Origin of the sequence: Pseudomonas oryzihabitans (assembly GCF_001518815.1) — a bacterium.
Classification (GTDB): domain Bacteria; phylum Pseudomonadota; class Gammaproteobacteria; order Pseudomonadales; family Pseudomonadaceae; genus Chryseomonas; species Chryseomonas oryzihabitans_E.
On record NZ_CP013987.1, the window covers coordinates 410487 to 433422 of the forward strand.

Sequence of the window (22936 nt, forward strand, 5' to 3'; positions counted from 1 at the left end):
CTCAGGCTGCCTTACTGCGACTTGCGTACCCGTGAATACCATTCGGACAGCAGTCGCACCTGCTTCTCGGTGTATCCACGCTCTACCATGCGGGTCACGAAGTCGCTGTGCTTCTGCTGGTCTTCCTTGCTGGCCTTGGCATTGAAGCTGATGACCGGCAGGAGCTCCTCGGTGTTGGAGAACATCTTCTTCTCGATCACCGCCCGCAGCTTCTCGTACGACAGCCAGCTCGGATTCTTGCCGTTATTGTTGGCCCGGGCGCGCAACACGAAGTTGACGATCTCGTTACGGAAATCCTTCGGATTGCTGATGCCGGCCGGCTTCTCGATCTTCTCCAGCTCCTCGTTGAGGGAGGCGCGATTGAGGATCTCGCCGGTTTCCGGGTCGCGGTATTCCTGGTCCTGGATCCAGAAGTCCGCATAGAGCACGTAGCGGTCGAAGATGTTCTGGCCGTACTCGCTGTAGGACTCGAGGTAGGCGGTCTGGATCTCCTTGCCGATGAACTCCACGTAGCGCGGCGCCAGGTATTCCTTGATGAATCTCATGTAGCGTTCGCGGGTCTCGGCCGGGAACTGCTCGGCTTCGATCTGCTGCTCCAGCACATAGAGCAGGTGCACCGGGTTGGCGGCGATCTCGTTGGCGTCGAAGTTGAACACTCGCGAGAGGATCTTGAAGGCGAAGCGCGTGGACAGGCCGTTCATGCCTTCGTCGACGCCCGCGCTGTCGCGGTATTCCTGGATCGACTTGGCCTTGGGATCGGTGTCCTTGAGGTTTTCGCCGTCGTAGACGCGCATCTTCGAGTAGATGTTGGAATTTTCCGGCTCCTTGAGGCGCGAGAGCACGGAGAACTGGGCCAGCATCTTGAGGGTGTCCGGCGCGCAGTGGGCGTTGGCCAGGGAGCTGTTGACCAGCAACTTGTCGTAGATATGGATCTCGTCGGAGACGCGCAGGCAGTAGGGCACCTTGACGATGTAGATCCGGTCGATGAAGGCTTCGTTGTTCTTGTTGTTGCGGAAGGTGTGCCACTCGGATTCGTTGGAGTGGGCCAGGATGATGCCGCTGTAGGGCAGGGCGCCGAGGCCCTCGGTGCTGTTGTAGTTGCCTTCCTGGGTCGCAGTCAGCAGCGGGTGCAGGACCTTGATCGGGGCCTTGAACATCTCCACGAATTCCATCATGCCCTGGTTCGCACGGCACAGAGCGCCGGAGTAGCTGTAGGCGTCCGCATCGTTCTGCGGGTATTCCTCCAGTTTGCGGATGTCCACCTTGCCCACCAGGGCGGAGATGTCCTGGTTGTTCTCGTCGCCCGGTTCGGTCTTGGCGATGGCGATCTGATTGAGGATGGAAGGGTAGAGCTTGACCACCCGGAACTTGCTGATGTCGCCGCCGAATTCCTGCAGGCGCTTGGCCGCCCAGGGCGACATGATGCTGCGCAGGTAATGGCGGGGGATGCCGTAGTCCTCTTCAAGGATCTGGCCGTCCTCGTCGGGGTTGAACAGCCCGAGGGGCGATTCGAACACCGGCGAGCCCTTGATGGCGTAGAAGGGGACCTTCTCGATCAGGTGCTTGAGTTTTTCTGCGAGGGACGACTTGCCGCCGCCCACCGGGCCAAGCAGATAAAGGATCTGCTTTTTCTCTTCCAGGCCCTGCGCCGCATGGCGGAAGTAGGACACGATCTGCTCGATGCAGTCTTCCATGCCATGGAAGTCGGCAAAGGCCGGGTAGCGGCGGATGACCTTGTTGGAAAAGATGCGTGATAGGCGTGAGTCACTGGTGGTGTCCACCAGTTCGGGTTCGCCGATGGCCATGAGCATGCGCTCGGCGGCACTGGCAAAGGCGGTACGATCCTTCTTGCAGATCTCAAGGTATTCCTGAAGGGAATACTCTTCCTGGCGAGTCGCTTCGAAACGCCCCTGGAAGTGACTGAAAATGCTCATGACGTCTCCTCGCTGGATACCCTGGACCAGCTTGGAATCGATGCCTGGAGCCTTGCCTTGCTGCCGGTGGGGAGCGGTCATGCCGGGCGACGAAAGATAACGTCTCTAATACCTTCGCGGTCGTCTTGCCTAATCGATCCTTCACGCCTGCAGAAGTAGGGTTGGGTTTCGAGAGACGCACGAGGAGACCGATGGAAACGGTCCCCCTGGAATTCCCCCGAATCTCCAGTGGTTACACCGATGGTCCAAAGCCGGTTATCGAGCCCGCCGTTTCCGGAGGGCCTGATTCCAGAATAGTCCTATCTGCGAGATGTGGAAGAGCCAATTCGGTTTATTCTTGTAACGACAGCGTCAACCCGCTGTGTTAAACGGCCTGCCCGCTTTCGGTCTGCTCGGGATAGAGGGTGCGCCAGTTTTCGAAGCCGCCGTCGACGCTGTAGACCTGACTGAAGCCCTGGCCGGCAAAGAAGGCCGCCGCGCTTTGGCTGGAATGGCCGTGGTAGCAGAACACCAGCAGCGGCGCGTCCAGATCCGCGGCGGCGATGAAGTCGTGGATGTTCTGGTTGTCGACCCGCTGGGCACCGGCGACGTGCAGGGTGGCGTAGCTGTGCGGGTCGCGGATGTCGACGATCCGGGCGCCCTCACAGCGCAGTTCCAGGGCCCGTTCGGGGGAGATACAGGTGAATTCGCTCATTTCTTCTCCTTGCAACTGCAGAGATGACGGCGGTTGCCGTCGACGTCGAGCAGGGTCATGTCGCCGCCCCAGACGCAGCCGCTGTCGAGCGCCTCGACATTGGGCGCGGCGCATTGCCCCTTGAGCGCGGCCCAGTGGCCGAACAGAATCCGCACGTCTTGAGTCAAGCGATGGCCATGGCTGAACCAGGGGGCGAAGCCGGCCGGCGCACTGTCCAGGCCTTCCTTGCTCTTGAACTCCAGACGCCCTTCCGGGCTGCAGAATCTCATGCGAGTCAGGTAGTTGGTGATCAGGCGCAGGCGGTCCTGGCCCTCGAGATCATCTTGCCAGAGCGTCGGCTCATTGCCATACATCTGCTCCAGAAAGGGCACGTATGCCGCTTCATCGCGCAACACGGCCTCTACCTCGCCAGCCAGGCTCAGCGCCTGGGCCAGCGTCCACTGTGGCGGCAGGCCAGCGTGGACGAGTACGCAATTGCGCTCGGCGTCGTGCTGGATCAGCGGCAGCTGGCGCAGCCAGAACAACAGTTCATCGCGGTCGGGCGCGGCGAGGATGTCGCTCAGGGTGTCCTGCTTCTTCAGCTTGGCGCCGCCGAAGGCGACCGCCAGCAGGTGCAGGTCGTGGTTGCCCAGGACACTGACTACCGAGTCGCGCATGGCGTAGAGGTATCTCAGGGTTTCCAGGGATTGCGGTCCGCGATTGACCAGGTCACCCACCAGCCAGAGGCGGTCCTTGGCGGGATCGAAGCGGACCTCGTCGAGCAGACACTTGAGCGGGTCGAGGCAACCTTGCAGGTCGCCAACGGCGTACAGCGTCATCGGGACTCCTGGTATGGGGGGTTAGAAGTTCGCGCAAGAGTTGGCGAGTGATTTCTGGTCTGGATCCGGCGACGCCTCATAGCAAGGCTATGACGTGGCAACGCAGCTCGGGCTGAAAAAGCGCTGCCGAACGCGTGTAGATCCCGTCTGAAACACCACACTAGTGTAGCGAGCCGGGTACGGCCAGGCGGAAAGTGGGAATGGCGGCCTCGAAGCTGTGGCCGTCACTGGCGACCATCTGGTAGCTGCCCCTCATGCTGCCCACCTGGGTCGGCATCAGGGTGCCGCTGGAATAGCTGTGGGTCTCGCCTGGCGCGATCAGCGGTTGTTCACCGACCACACCTGGCCCGCGGACTTCCTGCGCCTCGCCATTGCCATCGGTGATGATCCAGTGACGGCTGAGCAGCTGCGCCGGCAGCTGACCGTCGTTGCGGATGCTCACGTCGTAGGCGAAGGCGTAGCGCTCCTGGCTGGCGCTGGACTGTTCAGGCAGGTAGCGGGTGGTGACCTGCACGGTGATGAGGTAGCGCGGATCGGGCTCGGTCACGAAAAGGATCTCTGCAGAGGCGGGATGAAAGGGCGTCAGTTAGACGCCAGCTGATTGGCCAGACGCACATAGGCTGCCAGGTCCAGCTGCTCGGGACGCAGTCCCGGATCGACGTCGGCGGCTTCGATGGCGGCGCTGTCCAGGGTGCCCTTGAGGGTGTTCCTGAGTGTCTTGCGCCGCTGGCCGAAGGCTTCGCGGACGACGCGTTCGAGCAGGGCTGGATCGCGGGCCACATGGGGTCTTTCGGTATGGGGCACCAGGCGGACGATGGCCGAGTCCACCTTTGGCGGTGGATTGAAGGCGCCCGGACCGACGTTGAACAGGTGCTCCACGCGGCAGTGGTACTGCACCATGATCGACAATCGGCCCCAGTCGCCATTGCCAGGCACCGCGGCCAGGCGTTCCACCACTTCCTTCTGCAACATGAAGTGCATGTCGGCGATGATGTCGGCGAAGCTGAGCAGGTGGAAGATCAGCGGCGTGGAGATGTTGTAGGGCAGATTGCCCACGACCCTTAGCCGATCGCCTGCAGCGATGCTGGAGAGGTCGTACTTCATGGCGTCGCCCTGGTGCAGGGTGAACAGCGGGTTGAGACCGAACTTGAGCTTGAGCAGCGGGATCAGGTCCTGGTCCAGTTCGATGACGTCGAGCTGGGCTCCGCTGTTCAGCAGACCCTCGGTCAGGGCACCCTGGCCCGGGCCGATCTCCAGCAGCCGCTCGCCGGGCCGCCCATGGATGGCGCGAAGGATGCGATGGATCACCCCGGCGTCGTGCAGGAAATTCTGGCCGAACCTCTTGCGGGCGCGGTGTTGGTAGAGCTCGGTCATCTGGTGCTCCGGCGCAGGCGCAGGGCCTGCGATTTCAAGACGGCAAAGACCCACCAGTTTAGCAGACCCTTGGCCACCTCCGGAGCGCTCGGAGCCTCTTCATAACCTGCTGCGCGTCGGCCAGGCGGTGTTGAAAAGCCTCTAGGGGATCAGCCCCGCCTAGGTGGCCCTGCCGCAATACCCTTTACCACGCATGAACTCGTATGCGCGTCCGCTCTGCTTCCTTGGGTCTTTTCGCGGGTGCGGCCTCGGCCTTTCGGCTTTGGTTCGCGACACCATGAACAGGTGCTTAGGTCACCGAACGGCGATGGCCCGCCATGGTGTAGGCGGTGTCGAGAGCGACCTTCAGGCTGCCGGTATCGATCCGTCCGCTGCCGGCCAGGTCCAGGGCGGTACCGTGATCGACCGAGGTGCGAATGATCGGCAGGCCCAGGGTCACATTGACCGCGGCGCCGAAACCCTTGTGCTTGAGCACTGGCAGGCCCTGGTCGTGATACATGGCCAGGACCGCATCGCAGTGATCGAGGTGCTTGGGGGTGAAGAGGGTATCGGCAGGCAGCGGCCCGACGAGGTCGAGGCCCTCGGCGCGCAGGCTGTCCAGTGCCGGCTCGATGATCTCGATCTCTTCGCGGCCCAGGTGACCGCCTTCGCCGGCATGGGGGTTGAGGCCACAGACCAGGATGCGGGGTTGGGCGACGCCGAAATAGCGTTGCAGGTCGTCGTGCAGGATGCGGGTGACCTGGAGCAGCGTCTGGCGATCGATGGCATCGGCCACCTCGCGCAGCGGCAGGTGGGTGGTGACCAGGGCGACCCTCAGTCCGGCGGTCGCCAGCAGCATCACCACCTGAGGGGTCTTGGTCAGCTCGGCCAGGAATTCGGTATGGCCGGAAAAGGCCACGCCGCCGTCGTTGATCACGCCCTTGTGCACCGGCGCGGTGATCATGCCGGCGAAGGTGCCGTCCAGGCAGCCCTGGCCGGCGCGGGTCAGGGTCTGCAGCACATAATGGGCGTTGGCGGTATCGAGCTGGCCCGTGACGACAGGCGCACCCAGCGGGGTATCCCAGACATAGAGGGCACCCGCCGGTGCCGGCGTTTCCGGCCAAGCCGCCGGCGCCACCTCGAGCAGGTCGATGGAGAGTCCCAGTTCGACGGCGCGGGCGGTCAGCAGAGCGCGGCTGGCAATGGCGATCAGGGGGTAGGGCTGAGCCTCCCGGGCCAGCAGCAGGCAGAGGTCGGGACCGATACCGGCGGGTTCACCGGGGGTGAGGGCGAAGCGCAGGGCCATGCACAGCTCCGGAAACAGAAAGGCCGCAGGGGGTACCTGCGGCCTTGGGGTTACTGCTTGATCTCGACGTAGGCTTCGTCGCGGATCTGGCGCAACCAGGTCTGCAGCTCCTGGTCGTACTTGCGACTGCGCAGGAGGTTCAGGGCCTGCTGTTCGCGCGCCTGCTGGGTGTTGTCGGTGGCCCGACGCCCAAGGACTTCCAGGATGTGCCAGCCAAACGGCGTGTGGAAGGGTTGCGACAGCTGGTTGACCGGAGCGCTGTTCATGACCTCGCGGAACTCCGGTACCAGGGATTCCGGGTTGATCCAGCCCAGGTCGCCGCCATTGAGCGCCGAGCCCGGATCTTCCGAGAAGCTCTTGGCCAGGGTGGCGAAGCTTTCGCCGTTCTGGATGCGCTCGCGCAGGCGTGCGGCCAGTCGCTGGGTCTCGGCATCGCTGCGCACGGCATTGGGCTTGAGCAGGATGTGGCGCACATGCACCTCATCGACGATGCTCGCCTCGCCACCACGCTTCTCTTCCACCTTGAGGATCACGAAGCCGCCGGGGACCCGCACGGGCTGGGTGATGCCGCCGACACCGACGCTACCGATCAGGCGATCGAAGGGCGGGGGTAGCTGGGCAGCCTTGCGCCAGCCGATCTCGCCGCCGTCGAGGGCGTTGTCGCCGGCCGAGCGGGCGATGGCCAGCTGGTTGAAGTCGGCGCCCTGGCGTAGCTGGTTGTAGGTGTCCTGGGCCTGGCGTGCGGCGGCATCGAGACCGGCAGTGCCGGCGTTGTCGGCTGCCGGGATCAGGATATTGGCCAGGCGATACTCTTCGGACAGCTGCAGCTTGCCGAGGTCGGACGCGAGGAAGTTCTGCACTTCCTGCTGGGTAACCTGTACCCGCTGGCCAACCTGGCGCTGGCGTACCCGACTGATCATCATCTCGCGACGGACCTGCTCGCGGGCGGCGTCGTAGGAGAGACCGTCGCGAGCCAGGGCTTGACGGAATTCAGCCACGCTCAGGCCATTGCGCTGGGCGATGGTGGCCACGGCCTGGTTGAGCTCCTCGTCGGAGATCTTCACGCCCATGCGTCCAGCCAGCTGCATCTGGATGTCTTCCAGAATCAGGCGCTCTAGCACCTGCTGACGCAGCTCGCTTTCCGGCGGCGCCGCGGCGCCGCGGCGGGTGATGTTCTGCTTGACCTCATTGAGTCGCTGATCGAGCTGGCTCTGCATGACCACGTCGTTGTCGACGATGGCCACGACCTTGTCCAGCGGTACTACGGCAGCCTGAGCCAGAGGGGTGAGGGCGAGCGCCGCGCCCAGGGCGAGCGGGCGCAGGGCGTTACATAGCTTGGTCTTCACGTTCACGATAGCCTTGAATGCCTCTGTCCAGGAAGCCTTCGGTCTTGCCGCCGAAGACGTTGCCGAGTCCCTTGAGCACGATTTGCAGGAAGATCCCGCGATCGGCTTCGGAGCTCTGGGCGGTGTAGAAGACGTCGTCTTCGCTCTTGAGCCAGTAGCGGCTGATCAGGCGCAGCTTCCAGCAGCAGTTGTCGTACTCGAAGCCACCAAAGGCTTCCAGGGTACGGCTCTTGTTGTAGTCGAACTGCCAACGGGCAATGGCGGACCACTGGGGCACGATCGGCCAGATGAAGGAGATGTCGTGCTGGTCGACCTTGTAGTCGTCGCTGTTGTAGGTGAAGCGGCCAAGGGTGGGATCAAACACCCGGACATTGTCACGATAGCGATAGCCGACGTTGAGGATCTTGCCCGGCTCGGCTTCCGGTTGATAGTGGAACATCACGCTGCCGGAGTCGGTCTGGTGCAGGGTCGGATCCCAGTTGAATTCACCGTTCACGCGCCAGTCGCGATTGAAGCGATACATGCCGGCCAGGGCATAGGGCGAGCGGGAACTGGTGGCCTGGGGATTGTCGAGATTCTGCCCCAGGCTGCGGGCGTAGGCCAGGTCGTCCTTGGTCAGGCCGGGCAGCTGCACCTCACGATCGCGGAAGTAGAACAGCTGGCCAAAGCTTACATTGGCCCGCTCGAAGCCATTGGGCTCGATGAAGCGGCTGGTTGCACCCAGAGCCAGCTGGTTGGCATCGCCGATGCGATCGCGACCGGTGAAGCGGTTGTCGCGCCACAGTGAGCTGTAGCTGAAGGTGTATTCACCGGTATCGAACACCGGCAGGTCGTCCTGGTCGCGATTGGGTACATAGAGGTACTTGGCGCGGGGTTCGAAGGTCTGCTTGCCACCTTCGCCGAACAGGTTCGAGGCGCGGTCGAAGTACAGGCCACCATCGAGGCTGAAGATGGGTACCGAACGGGTGGGGCTGTCGTTGAAACTGGTCACGCTGGAGCCGGCTGAGGCGCGGCGGCCACCGCCAACCAGCGGCGAGTTCAAATCACTCTGACCGGTGCTGTCCAGATCCAGGTCATAGCGGGTGTAGGCATAGCGCAACGAGGGCGTCAGGAAGCCCCAAGAGGCGGTCATTGGCCGCGCGATGCCTGGCTCGACATGGTAGCGATTGCCTTCGGCACGGGTCAGGCCGAAGAGGTTGACGTCGGGGCGGTTGCGCACGTTGGTGCGGTTGCCGTTGTCATCCAGGTCGAAGTAGGTATTGTCGTCGAAGCTGCGGGTGAAGCGCACCGCCTCGGTGTCGTAGGTGAAGTCCAGACCGCCCGGGTTGTAGGGCAGGGCACCGCTCAGGGTCAACTGCGGCAGGCGGTTGTAGGGCGTCACGTCGGAGACGGTGGCCAGCTGGTAGGCCTGGGCATTGAGGCCGGCGACGAAGGTATCGCCACGGTAGGTCAGGCGACCCTGCTGGTTGACGTAGGTCGGCTTGTTGATGCCGAGGTCCGTTTCCAGGTCCTGGAAGTAGTAGGGATCGCTGATGCGGGTGTAGTCCACCTCGGCCATCAAACGCGAATCCAGGCCGCTGCGATTCTTCCAGCCGTACAGCCAGCGGCTGTCGGTGGCTTCCGGTTCGCCCTCGTGCTCCGGGTCGGTGTCCTTGAGGTAGGAGCCGTACACCTGGCCTTCGCTGCTGTGGGTCAGGTAGCGGAACTCACCCTCGGTCTGCAGGCCGTGCTTGGCCATGTAGCGCGGATAGAGGGTGGCATCGTAGTTGGGTGCCAGGTTGAAGTAGTAGGGCGTGGTGATCGCGAAGCCGGTGTCGCTGGACGTACTGATCGAGGGCGCCAGGAAACCGGACTGCCGACGGTCGTCGATCGGGAAATAGATGAACGGCGTGTAGAGGACCGGAATGTCCTTGACCCGCAGGGTGGCATTGGTCGCATAGCCCAGGCCGGTGGCCGGATTCAGGGTGACGGTATTGCCCTTGACCTGCCAGGCGTTGCTGCCCGGTTCGCAGGTGGTGTAGGTGCCATCCTTGAGGCGGATGATGGCGTCGTCGCCGCGCTTGGCGTAGAGCGCGCTGCCGCGGGCCCGGCTCTGGTGCATGACGAATTCGGCGTTGTCGACCTGGACCTGGCCGTTGTCCAGCTGCATGTCGGCCTTGTCGCCGACCATCAGCAGGCCGTTGTCGCGGAATTTGACGTTGCCCTTGAGCTCGCCGCGATTCTCCAGCTGGTGCAGGTTGGCCTCCTGGGACTCCACCTGCATGCCGCCCTGACGCAAGACCACGTCACCGGCGAGGGTGGCGACCTGCTGCTCCTGCTCGTAGCGCGAGGTCTTGGCGGAGACGTAGGTCGGAGCCTTGGCAGTCGGGGTGTCGTCGTACATGCCCGGACGCTGCGGCTCGACATAGGCGCCGCTGCAGTAGGGGCCGGTCTCGGCCAATTGGGCCGGGGTCAGCTGATCGCGCGGGACCCAGTCCAGGTGGCTGTAGTCGGCGCTGCGGGACTTGAGGGCGCGACCCTTGCTCTCGGTCACCAGGACGGCATCGTCGCCCTTGCGCGCGGCGGGCTGCGCCGCGACGCCCTGGGTCTCACCCTGGCTGGGGCGGGGCGGAATGGCCGCTGTCGGCGCCTGGGTGTTGCACGACCAGCCACCGCCGGCCCCGGCGCTGCAGCTGAACTGCTCGGCGGGCGCGGCGATGAGGGCGGTGACCGGCTGCATGGCGAGCAGGCTGCCGGTTACCAAGAGGGGAAATTTTCTGCGAAACGCGGGGGTTTTCACGGCCATCCTTAAAGTCGTCCTGCACGCCGGCCATTAAGGGGCCGCGGCCTCTCGATGGGCTCAAAAAGATAGCGGATAATAAAACATGACCTGCGCATCGGCTAGGGCCGGGGGATCCGCTGCAAATGACTGAAGATGTTCGCTTGAACCAGATAGAAGACTGGCTGACTACCGTTTTACCGGAAATTTTCCGGGCGCAGGCCTGGGGCGAGGTGCCCGTGGGCACCCTGACCGCAGCCAGCAGCGATGCCAGCTTTCGCCGTTATTTCCGCTGGGCGGCCGAAGGGCGCAGCCTGATCGTGATGGATGCACCGCCGCCGCAGGAGGACTGCCGTCCGTTCGTCCAGGTGGCGGGCCTGCTGGACGCCGCCGGGGTCCATGTACCGCGCATCCTGGCCCAGGATCTGGAACGGGGGTTCCTGCTGCTGAGCGACCTCGGCCAGCTTACCTACCTGGAGGTGATCAACGCGACGAATGCCGACGAGTATTTCCAGGCGGCCATCGACGCGCTCCTGGCTTTCCAGCGTAAGCAGCCGACGAACGGCAGCCTGCCGCTCTACGATGAGGCTCTGCTCGCCCGCGAGCTGGGGCTGTTTCCGGAGTGGTATGTCGGGCGTGAACTGGACCTGACCTTGAGTGCCTCTCAACTCGAACGCTGGCAAGCCGTCTGCCGGCTGCTGATCGACAGTGCCCTGGCGCAGCCCCAGGTGCTGGTCCATCGAGACTTCATGCCGCGCAACCTGATGCTCAGCACGCCCAATCCAGGCGTACTGGACTTCCAGGACGCCGTCATGGGGCCGGTCACCTATGACATCACCAGTCTATTCAAGGATGCCTTCCTTAGCTGGCCGGAGCCGTTGGTCCAGCGCTGGCTGCTGGGTTATTGGGAGCAGGCACGGGCTGCCGGGATAGCGGTGCAGGCCGACTTCGCCGACTTCCAGCGGGCCTCGGACCTGATGGGAGTGCAGCGCCATCTCAAGGTGATGGGTATCTTCGCCCGCATCTGGCACCGTGATGGCAAGCCACGCTACGTCGCCGACACGCCTCGCTTTCTGGCTTATATCCGCACCGTGGTGGCTCGCCGGCCCGAGCTCGCCGACCTGGGCGCCCTGCTGGACGAGTTGCACGCCGAGCGAGCCCATCCATGAAGGCCATGATCCTGGCGGCGGGCAAGGGCGAACGGATGCGTCCACTGACGCTGACGCGCCCCAAGCCGCTGATCGAAGTGAACGGTCGTCCGCTCATCGAGCACCATATCCAGGCGCTGGCCGCCGCCGGTATCACCGACTTGGTGATCAACCACGCCTGGCTGGGCGACCAGTTGGAAGCCGTCCTGGGCGACGGCAGTCGCTTGGGTGTCTCCATTCGCTTTTCCGCCGAAGGTGAGCCGCTGGAGACCGGGGGCGGTATCTTTCGGGCGCTGCCATTGCTGGGTAGTGAACCCTTCATGCTGATCAATGGCGACATCCGCACCGATGTCGATTTCGCGGTCCTGGCACTGCCCGCCGGCTGCCTGGCGCACCTGGTGCTGGTCGACAATCCCGTTCATCACCCCAGCGGCGATTTTGGCCTGGTGGATGGGCGGATCACCCTGGAGGCCTCGGAAAAGCTCACCTACAGCGGCATCGCCGTGCTGCACCCGCAGCTCTTCTCCGACTGCACGGCAGGAGCCTTCAAGCTGGTCGATGTGCTGCGACCGGCCATTGTCGCCGGGCAGGTCTCGGGCCAGCGGTTGGCCGGACGCTGGGTGGACGTAGGCACCCTGGAACGCCTGGCCGAGGCGGAGCAACTGTTCGGGATGGCTTCTTGAAGCTCTGGTTCTGGCCGCTGACGCTGCTGGGTTTCCTGGCCGGTTGGGCGGTGGCCAGTATTCCCGGCGCCCTGCTGGTGGCGTTGCTTGCCCATGCCGGCGAGCGCCAGCTGGGGCTGACCTCCCTGGCGGGCTGGAAGGCGCGCTGGCAGGGCCGTCCCGGCCGCTTCGAGCACCAGGCGCAATTCCAGATGCTCGGGCGCCTGGCCAAGCGTGGTGGCCGGGTACTCACCGCCCATATCCGCCAGGCCGAAGGCGAGATCGAACGTCTGGGGCTGGGGGCGGACGACCGCAAGAAAGCCATCGCCGCCTTCGAGCAGGGCAAGGGTGGCACCCTGCCGTCAGCGGCAGACCTGCAACGACTCAGCGAGCGCAGTGAGCTGATTCTGCGGGCCTGCTGGCGCATGGTCTGGATCAGCGGCAGCGTACGTCCCGGTGATCGCGATGAAATCCTGGGCTGGGGGCAGGCGATGGGCCTGGCCGAAGCCCAGGTACTGGCCCTGCAGCCGCCCGTGCAGGCGGCGCCGCGGCAGCCCAGCAACGAAGAAAAATACCGCAAGGCCCTGCAATTGCTCGGCGTCACTGACGATGCCGACGCGGCCACGGTCAAGCAGGCCTATCGCCGGTTGCTCTCGCGTCACCATCCCGACAAGAAGGCCGGTGCCGGAGCGGGCCAGTCGGCGGTCTATGCCGCTGCCCAGCGTACCGCCGAGTTGCATGCTGCCTACCAGGTGATCAAGAAGCGGCGGGGCTTTCGCTAGGGGCCGACGGCAGGCGCTCCAGCCAGGCGCGCAGGCGGCGAACGGTCTGCTCCTGCTCTGCAGCCCGGTCGCCCGGGATGACCGGCAATTCGATCTGCCGATAGCCCTTGTTGGCCTTTTGCGCCGCGCGCTCCTTGCGCTGCTGTGCGGGCTGGCCGGGGGCGTGCACCAGATCGGCGATCTGCAGGTCGGTCTTGCCCATGGTGGCGTCCAGTCGCGGCGGCATACCCTGCGGCGCGCGGGCATCGATGAGTACCAGTTGCTTGACCTCGGCTGGCTCCTTTTCCGCCAGGTAGCGCGCCGCCCAGTAGGCGCCGGTCCCGTGACCGGCCAGCACGATGGGATTGGCGCCCTGTTGCAGCGCCAGATCGATACCGGCGGCGATGCGTGCTAGCACCCGGGCGGTCTGGGCGTTGGCCGCGGCTTCGGGATCGGCGGGCGTGACCGCTGCCTGAGCGGGCTCGCCACTGCCCGCCTCGGCCTGCGTTGGAGCGGCCGGCGCCGTGCCACTGCCGCCGGTGACCGGCGGTGCCTTCTGTTCGCTGTTGGCCTGGGCGTCGGTGTCCACGGGAGCCGTGTCCCGTTCGATCGCCACCACGGGGTCATAGGGATCGGGCAGGCTGAGGCTGATGGTCTGCCACCCGTAGGTGGGCAGCTCCTGACGCACTGGGGCTATCACATTGGGCCAGTCGGCCGATTCGCCATCGCCCGGCACCAGCACCACCGTCCCGGCGGTCTTGGCGCGGGCGCTGGGTAACAGCAGGGCGAGAAAGGACTCGTCGCCGGCCTGCAGGGTCTTCTGCTGCTCGGCGGGTAGCTGCCGCATGAGTGCCTGTTGCTGCTCCTGGCTGCGCGTCAACGCTGGCGCCAGGCGTTTGGTCGGTGCCTGGGGCGCCGGCGTGGGCGCCTCTTCGGCCAGGACCGGTGTGGTCAAGCCGAGCAGCAGGAGGAGGCAGAGGGGCAGAGGGGCAGGCAACGACATCGGGCGGAATCCTCAAGGGAGACGGTTGACCCTGACGAGCCTACCGCCGTTCGCCTCGTCGGGGCAGCGGGAACGCCTTAGCGGCAGACGGATCTCCGTTACAATGCCGCCACTTAACCTTCGCCGAGGCTATCCCATGCAACCCTTCGCCATCGCTCCCTCGATCCTGTCCGCCGATTTCGCCCGCCTGGGCGAGGAAGTCGACAAGGTCCTCGCCGCCGGTGCCGACATGGTCCATTTCGACGTGATGGACAATCACTATGTGCCCAACCTCACCATCGGCCCCATGGTCTGCAAGGCGTTGCGCAACTACGGGGTGACCGCGCCCATCGACGTGCACCTGATGGTCAAGCCGGTGGATCGCATCATCGGCGACTTCATCGAGGCCGGCGCCACCGACATCACCTTCCATCCCGAGGCCTCCGAGCACATCGACCGCTCGCTGCAGCTGATCAAGGATGGCGGCTGCCGGGCCGGCCTGGTATTCAATCCGGCCACTTCGCTGGACGTGCTCAAGTACGTGATGGACAAGGTCGACATGGTGCTGCTGATGAGCGTCAACCCCGGCTTCGGTGGCCAGAAATTCATTCCTGGCACCCTGGACAAGCTGCGCGAGGCGCGTGCCCTGATCGACGCCTCGGGCCGGCCGATCCGCCTGGAAATCGATGGCGGCGTCAACGTCAAGAACATCGGCGAGATCGCCCGCGCGGGTGCCGACACCTTCGTTGCCGGCTCGGCCATCTTCGGCCAGGCGGACTATGCCGCGGTGATCCAGGCGATGCGCGCCGAGCTGGCCAAGGCCCAGTCGGTATGAGCGCCCTGGTGCAGCTCGGCGGCGGGCATCCGCCCGCGCTGGTGATGTTCGACCTCGACGGCACGCTGCTGGATTCCGCGCCCGATCTGGCCACGGCGGTGGACGCCATGCTCGAACGCCTGGGCCGTGCGCCGGCGGGGCTGGACAAGGTGCGCCTGTGGATCGGCAATGGCGCCCGGGTGCTGGTGCGCCGCGCCCTGGCCGATGGCATGGAGCACGGCGCCGTGGACGATGGCGCTGCCGATAGCGCCCTGGCACTGTTCATGGAACTCTATGGCGGCAGCCACGCCCTGACCCGCGTCTATCCGGGCGTGCTGGACTGTCTGGCGCTGCTGCGCACCCTGGGCGTGCGCCTGGCGGTGATCACCAACAAGCCGGAGCGCTTCGTCGCGCCGCTGCTGGCGGACATGGGCCTGGGCGATTTCGACTGGATCGTCGGTGGCGATACCCTGCCACAGCAGAAACCCGATCCGGCCGGCCTGCTGTGGGTGATGGCGCAGGCGGGGGTGGCCGCCGACCGCGCCCTGTTCATCGGCGACTCGCGCAACGATATCCGTGCCGCCCGCGCCGCCGGGGTACGCTGCGTGGCCCTGAGCTACGGCTACAACCACGGCGAGCCCATCGCCAACGAGGCGCCGGATCTGGTCGTCGACGATCTGCGCGAGCTGTTCATCTAGCACGCCGACATGGCCGGCCGGTTGCCATGCTGGGCCGGCTAGGCTAACGTGGCCCTTCAATCCCCGCCCCAAGAGCAAGAGATCGCATCGTGGTGGTCACCCGCACAGGCTCCTCGCGAGCATGGATGAAGGTCATCAAGGCCCTGGCCCGTTGGCGCTGGCGCGCCTGACTTTGTCCTGGCCGGTATCAGACCGGCGCGCTGTGCACTTGACCTTTCGTTTTCCTCGCCACGAGGCTGATCATGACCCGCGACGACTTCCTGCGCCTGGCCGCTCAAGGCTATAACCGCATTCCCCTGGCCTTCGAAACCCTGGCCGACTTCGACACCCCGCTGTCTCTCTATCTCAAGCTGGCCGATGCGCCCAACTCCTATCTGTTGGAATCGGTGCAGGGTGGCGAGAAGTGGGGTCGCTATTCCATCATCGGCCTGCCCTGCCGCACGTTGCTGCGCGCTCGTGGCTACGAGGTCACCGTGCACGAGGGCGAGCAACAGCTCGAAGCCTGCACCGTCGAGGATCCGCTGGCCTTCGTCGAGGCCTTCAAGGCCCGCTATCGCGTGCCGGTCGTGCCCAACCTGCCCAAGTTCGATGGCGGTCTGGTGGGTTACTTCGGTTATGACTGCGTGCGTTATGTCGAAAAGCGCCTGGGGGCCAGTCCCAATCCCGATCCGCTAGGCACTCCAGACATCCTGCTGATGGTGTCGGACGAGGTGGTAGTCTTTGACAACCTCGCCGGCAAGCTGCACTGCATCGTGCTGGTGGATCCCAGCCAGCCGGAGGCCTATGAGCAGGGCCAGGCCCGGCTGGCCGCGCTGCGTGAGCGTATCCGCCAGCCGATCATCCCGCGGCTGGGGCTGGACTTCGCCGCAGTAGGTGCCGGCAGCGAGCCCGAGTTTCGCTCCAGCTACAGCCGGGCTGACTACGAGAACGCCGTTGAGCGGATCAAGGCTTACATCCTGGCCGGCGACTGCATGCAGGTCGTGCCCTCGCAGCGCATGACCATCGACTTCCAGGCGGCGCCCATCGACCTCTACCGGGCGCTGCGCTGCTTCAATCCCACGCCCTACATGTATTTCTTCAACTTCGGTGATTTCCACGTGGTCGGCAGTTCGCCCGAGGTGCTGGTGCGGGTGGAGGACGGCGAGATCACCGTGCGCCCCATCGCCGGTACCCGCCCGCGCGGGGCCACCGAGGAGGCCGACCTGGCACTGGAGCGCGATCTGCTGGCCGATGCCAAGGAGCTGGCCGAGCACCTGATGCTGATCGACCTAGGCCGCAACGACGTGGGCCGGGTATCCGCCACCGGCAGCGTGAGCCTCACCGAGAAGATGGTCATCGAGCGCTATTCCAACGTGATGCACATCGTCAGCAACGTCACCGGCCGGCTCAAGCCCGAGCTGAGCGCCATGGACGCCCTGCGCGCCATCCTGCCGGCCGGAACCCTGTCCGGAGCACCAAAGATCCGCGCCATGGAGATCATCGACGAACTGGAGCCGGTCAAGCGTGGCATCTATGGCGGCGCCGTGGGCTATCTGGCCTGGAACGGCAACATGGACACCGCCATCGCCATCCGCACCGCGGTGATCAAGGACGGCGAGCTGCACGTGCAGGCGGGCGGTGGCATCGTCGCCGACTCCCAGCCGGCGGCAGAGTGGGAAGAGACCCTCAACAAGCGTCGCGCCATGTTCCGCGCCGTCACCCTTGCCGAACAGTCCGTCTGAGGAGCCTGCCATGTTGCTGATGCTGGATAACTACGATTCCTTCACCTACAACCTGGTGCAGTACCTGGGCGAGCTGGGTGCCGAGGTCAAGGTGGTACGCAACGACGAGGTGCCGGTCGAGGCGATCGAGGAACTGGCCCCGGAGCGCATCGTCGTCTCCCCTGGCCCCTGCACGCCCAACGAGGCGGGTATCTCCCTGGCTACCCTGGAGCGCTTCGCCGGCAAGCTGCCGGTCTTGGGCGTCTGCCTGGGCCATCAGAGCCTGGGTCAGGCCTTTGGCGGTGAAGTCGTGCGGGCACGCGAGCCGATGCACGGCAAGACCAGCCCGGTCTATCACAATGGCGAAGGCGTCTTCGCCGGCCTGCCCAATCCTTTCACCGTGACCCGCTACCACTCCCTGGTGGTCAAGCGCGAGACCCTGCCCGAGTGCCTGGAAATCACTGCCTGGACCCAGCATCCGGACGGCAGCATGGACGAGATCATGGGGCTGCGGCACCGCGAATTCATGATCGAAGGGGTGCAGTTTCACCCCGAGTCCATCCTCACCGAGCATGGCCACGATCTGCTGGCCAACTTTCTCCAGCAGCAGGGAGGGCGTCGTTAGATGGACATCAAGCAAGCCTTGGATCGCATCAGCGGGCAACTCGACCTCAATGTGGCGGAGATGCAGGCGGTGATGCGCCAGATCATGACCGGTGGCGCCGACGAGGCGCAGATCGGTGCCTTCCTCATGGGCATGCGCATCAAGAGCGAGACCATCGACGAGATCTGCGGCGCGGTCAGCGTGATGCGCGAACTGGTCACCCCGGTGGCGCTGCCGAGCCTCGACCATGTGGTCGACGTGGTAGGCACCGGCGGCGACGGCGCCAATATCTTCAACGTCTCCTCGGCCTCGGTGTTCGTGGTGGCGGCGGCAGGCGGCAAGGTGGCCAAGCACGGTAATCGTGCGGTCTCCGGCAAGAGCGGCAGCGCCGACCTGCTGGAGGCGGCCGGCATCTACCTGGAGCTGACGCCTGCGCAGATCGCCCGCTGCGTCGAGCAGGTGGGCGTCGGCTTCATGTTCGCCCAGTCGCACCACAGTGCCATGCGCCATGCCGCCGGCCCGCGCCGTTCGCTGGGGCTGCGCACCCTGTTCAACATGCTTGGCCCGCTGACCAATCCGGCCGGTGTCCGTCACCAGGTGGTCGGGGTGTTCAGCGCCGCGCTGTGCCGACCCCTGGCCGAGGTGCTGCAGCGCCTGGGCAGTCAGCATGTGCTGGTGGTGCATTCCCGCGATGGCCTGGACGAATTCAGCCTGGCCGCCGCGACCCAGGTGGCCGAGCTCAAGGACGGCAGCATCAGCGAGTACCAGGTGCTGCCGGAGGACCTGGGCATCAAGAGCCAGACCCTGGTCGGCCTGACCGTGGACAGCCCCGCGGCCTCCCTGGCGCTGATCCGCGATGCCCTCGGTCGACGCAAGACCGAGGCCGGGCAAAAGGCCGCCGACATGATCGTGCTCAACGCCGGCGCGGCGCTCTACGCCGCGGATCTCGCCCATAGTCTGCATGAAGGGGTACTCTTGGCTCACGACGCGCTCTACAGCGGCCTGGCCCGGGAAAAGCTGGATGAGCTCGCCCATTTCACATCCGTCTATCGAGAGGAGGGTCGCCTGTGAGTGTGCCAACCGTGTTGCAGAAGATCCTGGCCCGCAAGGCCGAGGAAATCGCCCAGCTCAAGGCCCGTACCAGCCTGGCCGAACTCGAGGCCCTGGCCCGGGCCGCCGATGCACCACGCGGTTTCGCCCGCGCCCTGCAGACCCAAGTGGCACGCAAGGAAGCGGCGGTCATCGCCGAGGTGAAGAAGGCGTCGCCAAGCAAGGGTGTGATCCGTGAACACTTCGTGCCAGCCGAGATCGCCCGCAGCTACGCCCTGGGTGGGGCTACCTGCCTGAGCGTGCTCACCGACGTCGATTTCTTCCAGGGCGGTAACGCCTACCTGCAGGAGGCCCGCGGCGCCTGCGAACTGCCGGTGATCCGCAAGGACTTCCTCATCGATCCCTTTCAGGTAGTGGAAGCTCGTGCCATCGGTGCCGACTGCATCCTCCTGATCGTCGCCGCGCTGGACGATGGCCTGATGGGCGAATTGGCCGCCACCGCCAAGTCCGTCGGCCTGGACGTGCTGGTCGAGGTCCACGACGGTGCCGAGCTGGAGCGTGCGCTCAAGGTGCTGGATACCCCGCTGGTGGGCATCAACAACCGCAACCTGCATACCTTCGAGGTCAGTCTCGAGACCACGCTGGAGCTGCTGCCGCGCATTCCTCAGGATCGCCTGGTGATCACCGAAAGCGGCATTCTCAATCGCGCCGATGTGGAGCTGATGGAGGTCAACGAGGTGCGTTCCTTCCTGGTGGGCGAAGCCTTCATGCGCGCCGACGAGCCAGGGCAGGAGCTGCAGCGGCTGTTCTTCCCTGACCGACGCTTCCCGCTCATGGACGCCTGACTGTTCAGGCGCCTGAACGAGGCCTCGGTGGCGACTACCGAGGCCTTTTTTTATGCCGCAAGGTGACCCAAGTCGACTCGCGCCTACCTCAAACGGCGGGAACGACCTCCGTGTACCCGCTGCCGACGAGGGGCTTTGTTTCCTGACGCCTAAACCCGGTTAATGACCTTCGACCCGCTGAACCGTGGCGGGTCGAGGAGTCGGTCGGCCATCGCGAGGTGCGCCGGGCTCCGCCGCATCAGGCTATCCATAACCAGGGCAAGCAAGAACCATGGCAACGGAAGAAAAAAGCGAAACACTTGATATCAGCGTCACCGATCCCTCTCGGACCGAAGAGGCGCGGCGTGATCGTCGACTTGCCGGGACCACCGATTGGGTGGTCTTCGGCATCACCAGCATCGCCGCTCTCGCCTTCGTGATCTGGGGATTCATCAACCAGGTCAGTCTGGCCAGCAGCGCCTCGACCGCCCAAGGCTGGGTGATCACCCACTTTGGCTGGCTGTTCGTTCTCACTTCCACTGGCTTCGTGGTCTTCGTCATCTGGCTGGCTGCCAGTCGCTACGGACGCATTCCCCTGGGACGCGACGACGAACAACCGGAGTTTCGCACCCTGTCATGGGTGGCGATGATGTTCAGCGCCGGGATGGGCATCGGTCTGATGTTCTTTGGCGTCGCCGAGCCGCTTTCGCACTACCTCAATCCGCCGCCCGGCGGCGCGGCAGGGCAGAGCAGCGCCGCCCTGCAGGTGGCCATGGCCACCACGCTGTTCCACTGGACGTTGCATCCCTGGGCGATCTACGCCGTCGTTGGTCTGGCCATCGCCTATGGCACCTATCGCCGGGGGCGCTGCCAGCTGATCTCGGTCGCCTTCCGGCCGCTGATCGGCGAGTACGCCAATGGCCCCCTCGGCCGCGTCATCGACATGATGGCGATCTTCGCCACCCTGTTCGGTTCGGCCGCCTCCCTGGGCCTGGGCGCCCTGCAGATCGCCGGTGGCCTCGAACACAACGGCTGGATCGAGCAACCGGGCAAGCTGCTCTACATCAGCATCATCACCGTGCTGACGGTCGCCTTCGTCATCTCCGCCGTGTCGGGCGTGGAGAAGGGTATCCAGTGGCTGTCCAACACCAACATGGTGCTGGCGGTGGCGCTGGCGCTGTTCGTCTTCATCGTCGGCCCAAGTCTGCTGATGCTCAACCTGCTGCCTACCGCCATTGGCGACTACATCGACCTGCTGCCGGAGATGATGGCCCGCACCAGTGCCAGCGGCGGTGAGGCCATGGGCAACTGGCTGTCCAGCTGGACGGTGTTCTACTGGGCCTGGTGGATTTCCTGGACGCCCTTCGTCGGCATGTTCATCGCCCGCATCAGTCGTGGCCGCACCATTCGCCAGTTCGTCACCGGCGTGCTGCTGGTGCCGAGCCTGGTCAGCGTGGTCTGGTTCGTCATCTTCGGCGGTGCTGCGATCGACGCCATGCGTCTGGGCGCCTTCACCCTGGTCGACGGCGCGGTGAACAGCAACTTCGCCCTCTATGATCTGCTGTCCAGCTATCCCTGGGCCTCGGTGACCTCGGTGCTGGTCATGGTGCTGGTGGCGATCTTCTTCGTCTCTGGCGCCGACGCCGCTTCCCTGGTGATGGGCACCCTGTCCGAGCGCGGTACCACCGAGCCCTCGCGGCGCACGGTGATCTTCTGGGGCGCCCTCACCGGCGCGGTGGCGGCGATCATGCTGGCCATCGGCGACCCGGGCAATCCGGGGGCGGCCCTCAATGGCCTGCAGAACCTGACCATCGTGGTCTCGCTACCCTTCGTGGTGGTCATGGCGCTGCTGTGCCTGGCGCTCTACCGCGATCTGCGCTGCGATCCGCTGATGCTGCGGCATCTGCGCGGTACCGAGCTGATCGAGAAGGCGGTGCTCTATGGCGCGGTCAAGCACGGCGAAGAATTCCACTTCGTGGTGGGGGAGCCCAAGGCCAAGGGTAACGGCGAGAAGACCGTTGGCGAGAAAGCCACGGTGCGGGTAGAGAAGGTTGAAAAGCAGGTCCAGGTCTGATGCCGGGACCGGCGGGGGCGTCTGCCCCCGCCGGCTGGCGGAGGCGCGCCGCGTGGGTTCAGCGGGTGCCGAACACCACCATGGTCTTGCCCTTGACGTGGACCAGACCCTGTTCTTCGAGGGACTTCAGCACGCGACCGACCATCTCGCGGGAGCAGCCGACGATACGGCCAATTTCCTGGCGGGTGATCTTGATCTGCATGCCATCCGGATGGGTCATGGCGTCGGGCTGCTTGCACAGGTCGAGCAGGGTGCGGGCTACGCGACCGGTGACGTCGAGGAAGGCCAGGTCGCCGACCTTGCGGGTGGTCTGGCGCAGCCGCTCGGCCATCTGACGGCCCAGGGAGAAGAGCATGTCCGGATCATGCTGGCTCAGTTCGCGGAACTGGCCATAGCTGATCTCGGCGACTTCGCACTCGGTACGGGCGCGTACCCAGGCACTGCGCTCGGGTTCGCTACCTTCCTTGGAAAACAGACCCATCTCGCCAAAGAAGTCCCCGGCGTTGAGATAGGCAATGATCATTTCGCGGCCTTCATCGTCCTCGATGAGGATGGTGACCGATCCCTTGAGGATGAAGAACAGGCTCTCGCTGTTGTCGCCAGCGTAGATGATGGTGGTTTTTGCCGTATAGCGACGACGCGAGCAATGCGCTAGCAGCTTGTCGATGTGCTGTAACTTCGCGGGAGGGATGATAGCGGCCATGCTGATTCCTGAGGTTGAAAGCTAACCTGAGTCGGGGGCACCGATGTCCGAACCGGTGCATGCATAGGCTGCGCCGGTTCCAATTCAAAGACCGGATAAGAACACGCGCAGCTTAAATGCGAGCTGAATAACCTTACACTGGTACCCAGTTTACGCCATTCAGCATGTTAAGCTGATCACCATTTGCATATATAAGTAGGACGAAAGCGATGAAAGCGCGCATTCAGTGGGCGGGCGAGGCCATGTTCCTTGGCGAGTCTGGCAGTGGCCATGTAGTGGTCATGGATGGCCCGCCGGAAAGCGGCGGTCGCAACCTGGGCGTACGGCCGATGGAGACCGTGCTGATCGGTCTGGGCGGCTGCGCCAGCTACGACGTGGTCAGCATCCTGCGCAAGGCGCGGCAGCCGGTGGAGAGCTGCGAGGCGTTCCTCGAGGCCGAGCGCGCCGATACCGAGCCCAAGGTGTTCACCCGCATCCACCTGAAGTTCGTGGTCAAGGGGCGCGGTCTCAAGGAAGCCCAGGTCAAGCGCGCCATCGAGCTGTCGGCGGAAAAATACTGCTCGGCGTCCATCATGCTTGGCCGCGCCGGCGTCGAGATCAGCCACAGCTACGAACTCGTCGAACTCGCCTGAATCCCTCGCCCGCGACGCCCGTTCAGGCGTCGCTATCCGCGTCATCCCCTTCTCGCCGACATCAATTCATCACCT

Annotated in this window: 21 protein-coding genes; 11 read left to right on the top strand and 10 right to left on the bottom strand. The window is 64.8% G+C overall.

The annotated features are described in order from the left end of the window. Positions 1-11: 11 nt before the first annotated feature. The 8 genes from APT59_RS01905 to APT59_RS01940 all read right to left on the bottom strand — a co-directional run bounded on the left by APT59_RS01905 (position 12) and on the right by APT59_RS01940 (position 10236). Positions 12-1934, bottom strand: coding sequence for a PrkA family serine protein kinase (locus APT59_RS01905; RefSeq protein ID WP_059313306.1), 1923 nt, complete (start codon positions 1932-1934; stop codon positions 12-14). Between the two features lie 364 nt (positions 1935-2298). After that, on the bottom strand, positions 2299-2628 hold the full coding sequence (gene glpE, locus APT59_RS01910) for a thiosulfate sulfurtransferase GlpE (RefSeq protein ID WP_059313307.1): 330 nt from the start codon (positions 2626-2628) through the stop codon (positions 2299-2301). Further along, positions 2625-3446, bottom strand: a complete 822-nt coding sequence (locus tag APT59_RS01915; protein ID WP_059313308.1) for a symmetrical bis(5'-nucleosyl)-tetraphosphatase — start codon at positions 3444-3446, stop codon at positions 2625-2627. Before APT59_RS01915 ends, glpE begins: the two co-directional genes overlap by 4 nt. Positions 3447-3606: 160 nt before the next feature. Continuing rightward, entirely contained in the window at positions 3607-3993 is a 387-nt protein-coding gene (gene apaG, locus APT59_RS01920; protein WP_059313309.1) for a Co2+/Mg2+ efflux protein ApaG, read from the bottom strand. Positions 3994-4028: 35 nt separating this feature from the next. After that, positions 4029-4820: a 16S rRNA (adenine(1518)-N(6)/adenine(1519)-N(6))-dimethyltransferase RsmA gene (gene rsmA / locus APT59_RS01925; RefSeq protein ID WP_059313310.1), complete on the bottom strand. Its 792-nt coding sequence runs from the start codon at positions 4818-4820 to the stop codon at positions 4029-4031. Between the two features lie 289 nt (positions 4821-5109). Beyond that, positions 5110-6105, bottom strand: a complete 996-nt coding sequence (pdxA, locus tag APT59_RS01930) for a 4-hydroxythreonine-4-phosphate dehydrogenase PdxA (RefSeq protein WP_059313311.1) — start codon at positions 6103-6105, stop codon at positions 5110-5112. A gap of 50 nt (positions 6106-6155) precedes the next feature. After that, complete coding sequence (locus tag APT59_RS01935) at positions 6156-7451, bottom strand: peptidylprolyl isomerase (RefSeq protein WP_059313312.1); 1296 nt, start codon at positions 7449-7451, stop codon at positions 6156-6158. Continuing rightward, positions 7432-10236, bottom strand: a complete 2805-nt coding sequence (locus tag APT59_RS01940) for an LPS-assembly protein LptD (RefSeq protein WP_059313313.1) — start codon at positions 10234-10236, stop codon at positions 7432-7434. Before APT59_RS01940 ends, APT59_RS01935 begins: the two co-directional genes overlap by 20 nt. A gap of 119 nt (positions 10237-10355) precedes the next feature. On the opposite strand from APT59_RS01940, the gene APT59_RS01945 reads away from it, so the two are divergent. The 3 genes from APT59_RS01945 to APT59_RS01955 are packed head-to-tail and all read left to right on the top strand — an operon-like array spanning position 10356 to position 12801. Beyond that, positions 10356-11378: an aminoglycoside phosphotransferase family protein gene (locus APT59_RS01945; RefSeq protein WP_059313314.1), complete on the top strand. Its 1023-nt coding sequence runs from the start codon at positions 10356-10358 to the stop codon at positions 11376-11378. Then, a complete protein-coding gene (gene murU, locus APT59_RS01950) occupies positions 11375-12040 on the top strand; it encodes an N-acetylmuramate alpha-1-phosphate uridylyltransferase MurU (RefSeq protein WP_059313315.1) in 666 nt (221 codons plus the stop codon). The genes APT59_RS01945 and murU overlap by 4 nt, the downstream gene beginning before the upstream one ends. After that, on the top strand, positions 12037-12801 hold the full coding sequence (locus tag APT59_RS01955; protein ID WP_017640360.1) for a DnaJ domain-containing protein: 765 nt from the start codon (positions 12037-12039) through the stop codon (positions 12799-12801). The genes murU and APT59_RS01955 overlap by 4 nt, the downstream gene beginning before the upstream one ends. On the opposite strand, the gene APT59_RS01960 is transcribed toward APT59_RS01955, so the two are convergent. After that, positions 12776-13783, bottom strand: coding sequence for a DUF3530 family protein (locus APT59_RS01960; protein ID WP_082696264.1), 1008 nt, complete (start codon positions 13781-13783; stop codon positions 12776-12778). The two genes, APT59_RS01955 and APT59_RS01960, sit on opposite strands and share 26 nt — an antisense overlap. Before the next feature lie 136 nt (positions 13784-13919). Here APT59_RS01960 and rpe point away from each other — a divergent pair, with 136 nt between their 5' ends. The 7 genes from rpe to APT59_RS01995 all read left to right on the top strand — a co-directional run bounded on the left by rpe (position 13920) and on the right by APT59_RS01995 (position 21526). Then, positions 13920-14597 carry a ribulose-phosphate 3-epimerase gene (rpe, locus tag APT59_RS01965; RefSeq protein WP_059313316.1) on the top strand — a complete coding sequence of 226 codons (678 nt, stop codon included), beginning with the start codon at positions 13920-13922 and terminating at the stop codon, positions 14595-14597. Then, positions 14594-15274: a phosphoglycolate phosphatase gene (locus APT59_RS01970; protein ID WP_059313317.1), complete on the top strand. Its 681-nt coding sequence runs from the start codon at positions 14594-14596 to the stop codon at positions 15272-15274. Before rpe ends, APT59_RS01970 begins: the two co-directional genes overlap by 4 nt. A 242-nt stretch (positions 15275-15516) precedes the next feature. Beyond that, entirely contained in the window at positions 15517-16995 is a 1479-nt protein-coding gene (gene trpE, locus APT59_RS01975) for an anthranilate synthase component I (protein ID WP_059313318.1), read from the top strand. Positions 16996-17005: 10 nt separating this feature from the next. Further along, positions 17006-17599: an anthranilate synthase component II gene (locus tag APT59_RS01980; protein WP_059313319.1), complete on the top strand. Its 594-nt coding sequence runs from the start codon at positions 17006-17008 to the stop codon at positions 17597-17599. Further along, positions 17600-18649, top strand: coding sequence for an anthranilate phosphoribosyltransferase (gene trpD / locus APT59_RS01985; RefSeq protein ID WP_059313320.1), 1050 nt, complete (start codon positions 17600-17602; stop codon positions 18647-18649). Further along, the gene (gene trpC, locus APT59_RS01990; RefSeq protein ID WP_059313321.1) at positions 18646-19473 is read left to right on the top strand and encodes an indole-3-glycerol phosphate synthase TrpC; all 828 of its coding nucleotides are present in this window, start codon (positions 18646-18648) and stop codon (positions 19471-19473) included. Before trpD ends, trpC begins: the two co-directional genes overlap by 4 nt. A gap of 271 nt (positions 19474-19744) precedes the next feature. Next, complete coding sequence (locus APT59_RS01995; protein WP_059313322.1) at positions 19745-21526, top strand: BCCT family transporter; 1782 nt, start codon at positions 19745-19747, stop codon at positions 21524-21526. A gap of 58 nt (positions 21527-21584) precedes the next feature. On the opposite strand, the gene crp is transcribed toward APT59_RS01995, so the two are convergent. Next, positions 21585-22229 (bottom strand): cAMP-activated global transcriptional regulator CRP, encoded by a 645-nt coding sequence (gene crp / locus APT59_RS02000; RefSeq protein WP_017640369.1) that lies wholly within the window; start codon positions 22227-22229, stop codon positions 21585-21587. 209 nt (positions 22230-22438) lie between these two features. Here crp and APT59_RS02005 point away from each other — a divergent pair, with 209 nt between their 5' ends. Then, positions 22439-22861 carry an OsmC family protein gene (locus APT59_RS02005; RefSeq protein ID WP_059313323.1) on the top strand — a complete coding sequence of 141 codons (423 nt, stop codon included), beginning with the start codon at positions 22439-22441 and terminating at the stop codon, positions 22859-22861. Positions 22862-22936 lie beyond the last annotated feature (75 nt).

Coding starts and splice junctions, on each gene's coding strand:
- APT59_RS01905 (WP_059313306.1), bottom strand. CDS start 1,934: ATGAGCATTTTCAGTCACTTCCAGGGGCGTTTCGAAGCGACTCGCCAG.
- glpE (WP_059313307.1), bottom strand. CDS start 2,628: ATGAGCGAATTCACCTGTATCTCCCCCGAACGGGCCCTGGAACTGCGC.
- APT59_RS01915 (WP_059313308.1), bottom strand. CDS start 3,446: ATGACGCTGTACGCCGTTGGCGACCTGCAAGGTTGCCTCGACCCGCTC.
- rsmA (WP_059313310.1), bottom strand. CDS start 4,820: ATGACCGAGCTCTACCAACACCGCGCCCGCAAGAGGTTCGGCCAGAAT.
- pdxA (WP_059313311.1), bottom strand. CDS start 6,105: ATGGCCCTGCGCTTCGCCCTCACCCCCGGTGAACCCGCCGGTATCGGT.
- APT59_RS01940 (WP_059313313.1), bottom strand. CDS start 10,236: ATGGCCGTGAAAACCCCCGCGTTTCGCAGAAAATTTCCCCTCTTGGTA.
- APT59_RS01945 (WP_059313314.1), top strand. CDS start 10,356: ATGACTGAAGATGTTCGCTTGAACCAGATAGAAGACTGGCTGACTACC.
- murU (WP_059313315.1), top strand. CDS start 11,375: ATGAAGGCCATGATCCTGGCGGCGGGCAAGGGCGAACGGATGCGTCCA.
- APT59_RS01960 (WP_082696264.1), bottom strand. CDS start 13,783: ATGTCGTTGCCTGCCCCTCTGCCCCTCTGCCTCCTCCTGCTGCTCGGC.
- rpe (WP_059313316.1), top strand. CDS start 13,920: ATGCAACCCTTCGCCATCGCTCCCTCGATCCTGTCCGCCGATTTCGCC.
- APT59_RS01970 (WP_059313317.1), top strand. CDS start 14,594: ATGAGCGCCCTGGTGCAGCTCGGCGGCGGGCATCCGCCCGCGCTGGTG.
- trpE (WP_059313318.1), top strand. CDS start 15,517: ATGACCCGCGACGACTTCCTGCGCCTGGCCGCTCAAGGCTATAACCGC.
- APT59_RS01980 (WP_059313319.1), top strand. CDS start 17,006: ATGTTGCTGATGCTGGATAACTACGATTCCTTCACCTACAACCTGGTG.
- trpD (WP_059313320.1), top strand. CDS start 17,600: ATGGACATCAAGCAAGCCTTGGATCGCATCAGCGGGCAACTCGACCTC.
- APT59_RS01995 (WP_059313322.1), top strand. CDS start 19,745: ATGGCAACGGAAGAAAAAAGCGAAACACTTGATATCAGCGTCACCGAT.
- crp (WP_017640369.1), bottom strand. CDS start 22,229: ATGGCCGCTATCATCCCTCCCGCGAAGTTACAGCACATCGACAAGCTG.
- APT59_RS02005 (WP_059313323.1), top strand. CDS start 22,439: ATGAAAGCGCGCATTCAGTGGGCGGGCGAGGCCATGTTCCTTGGCGAG.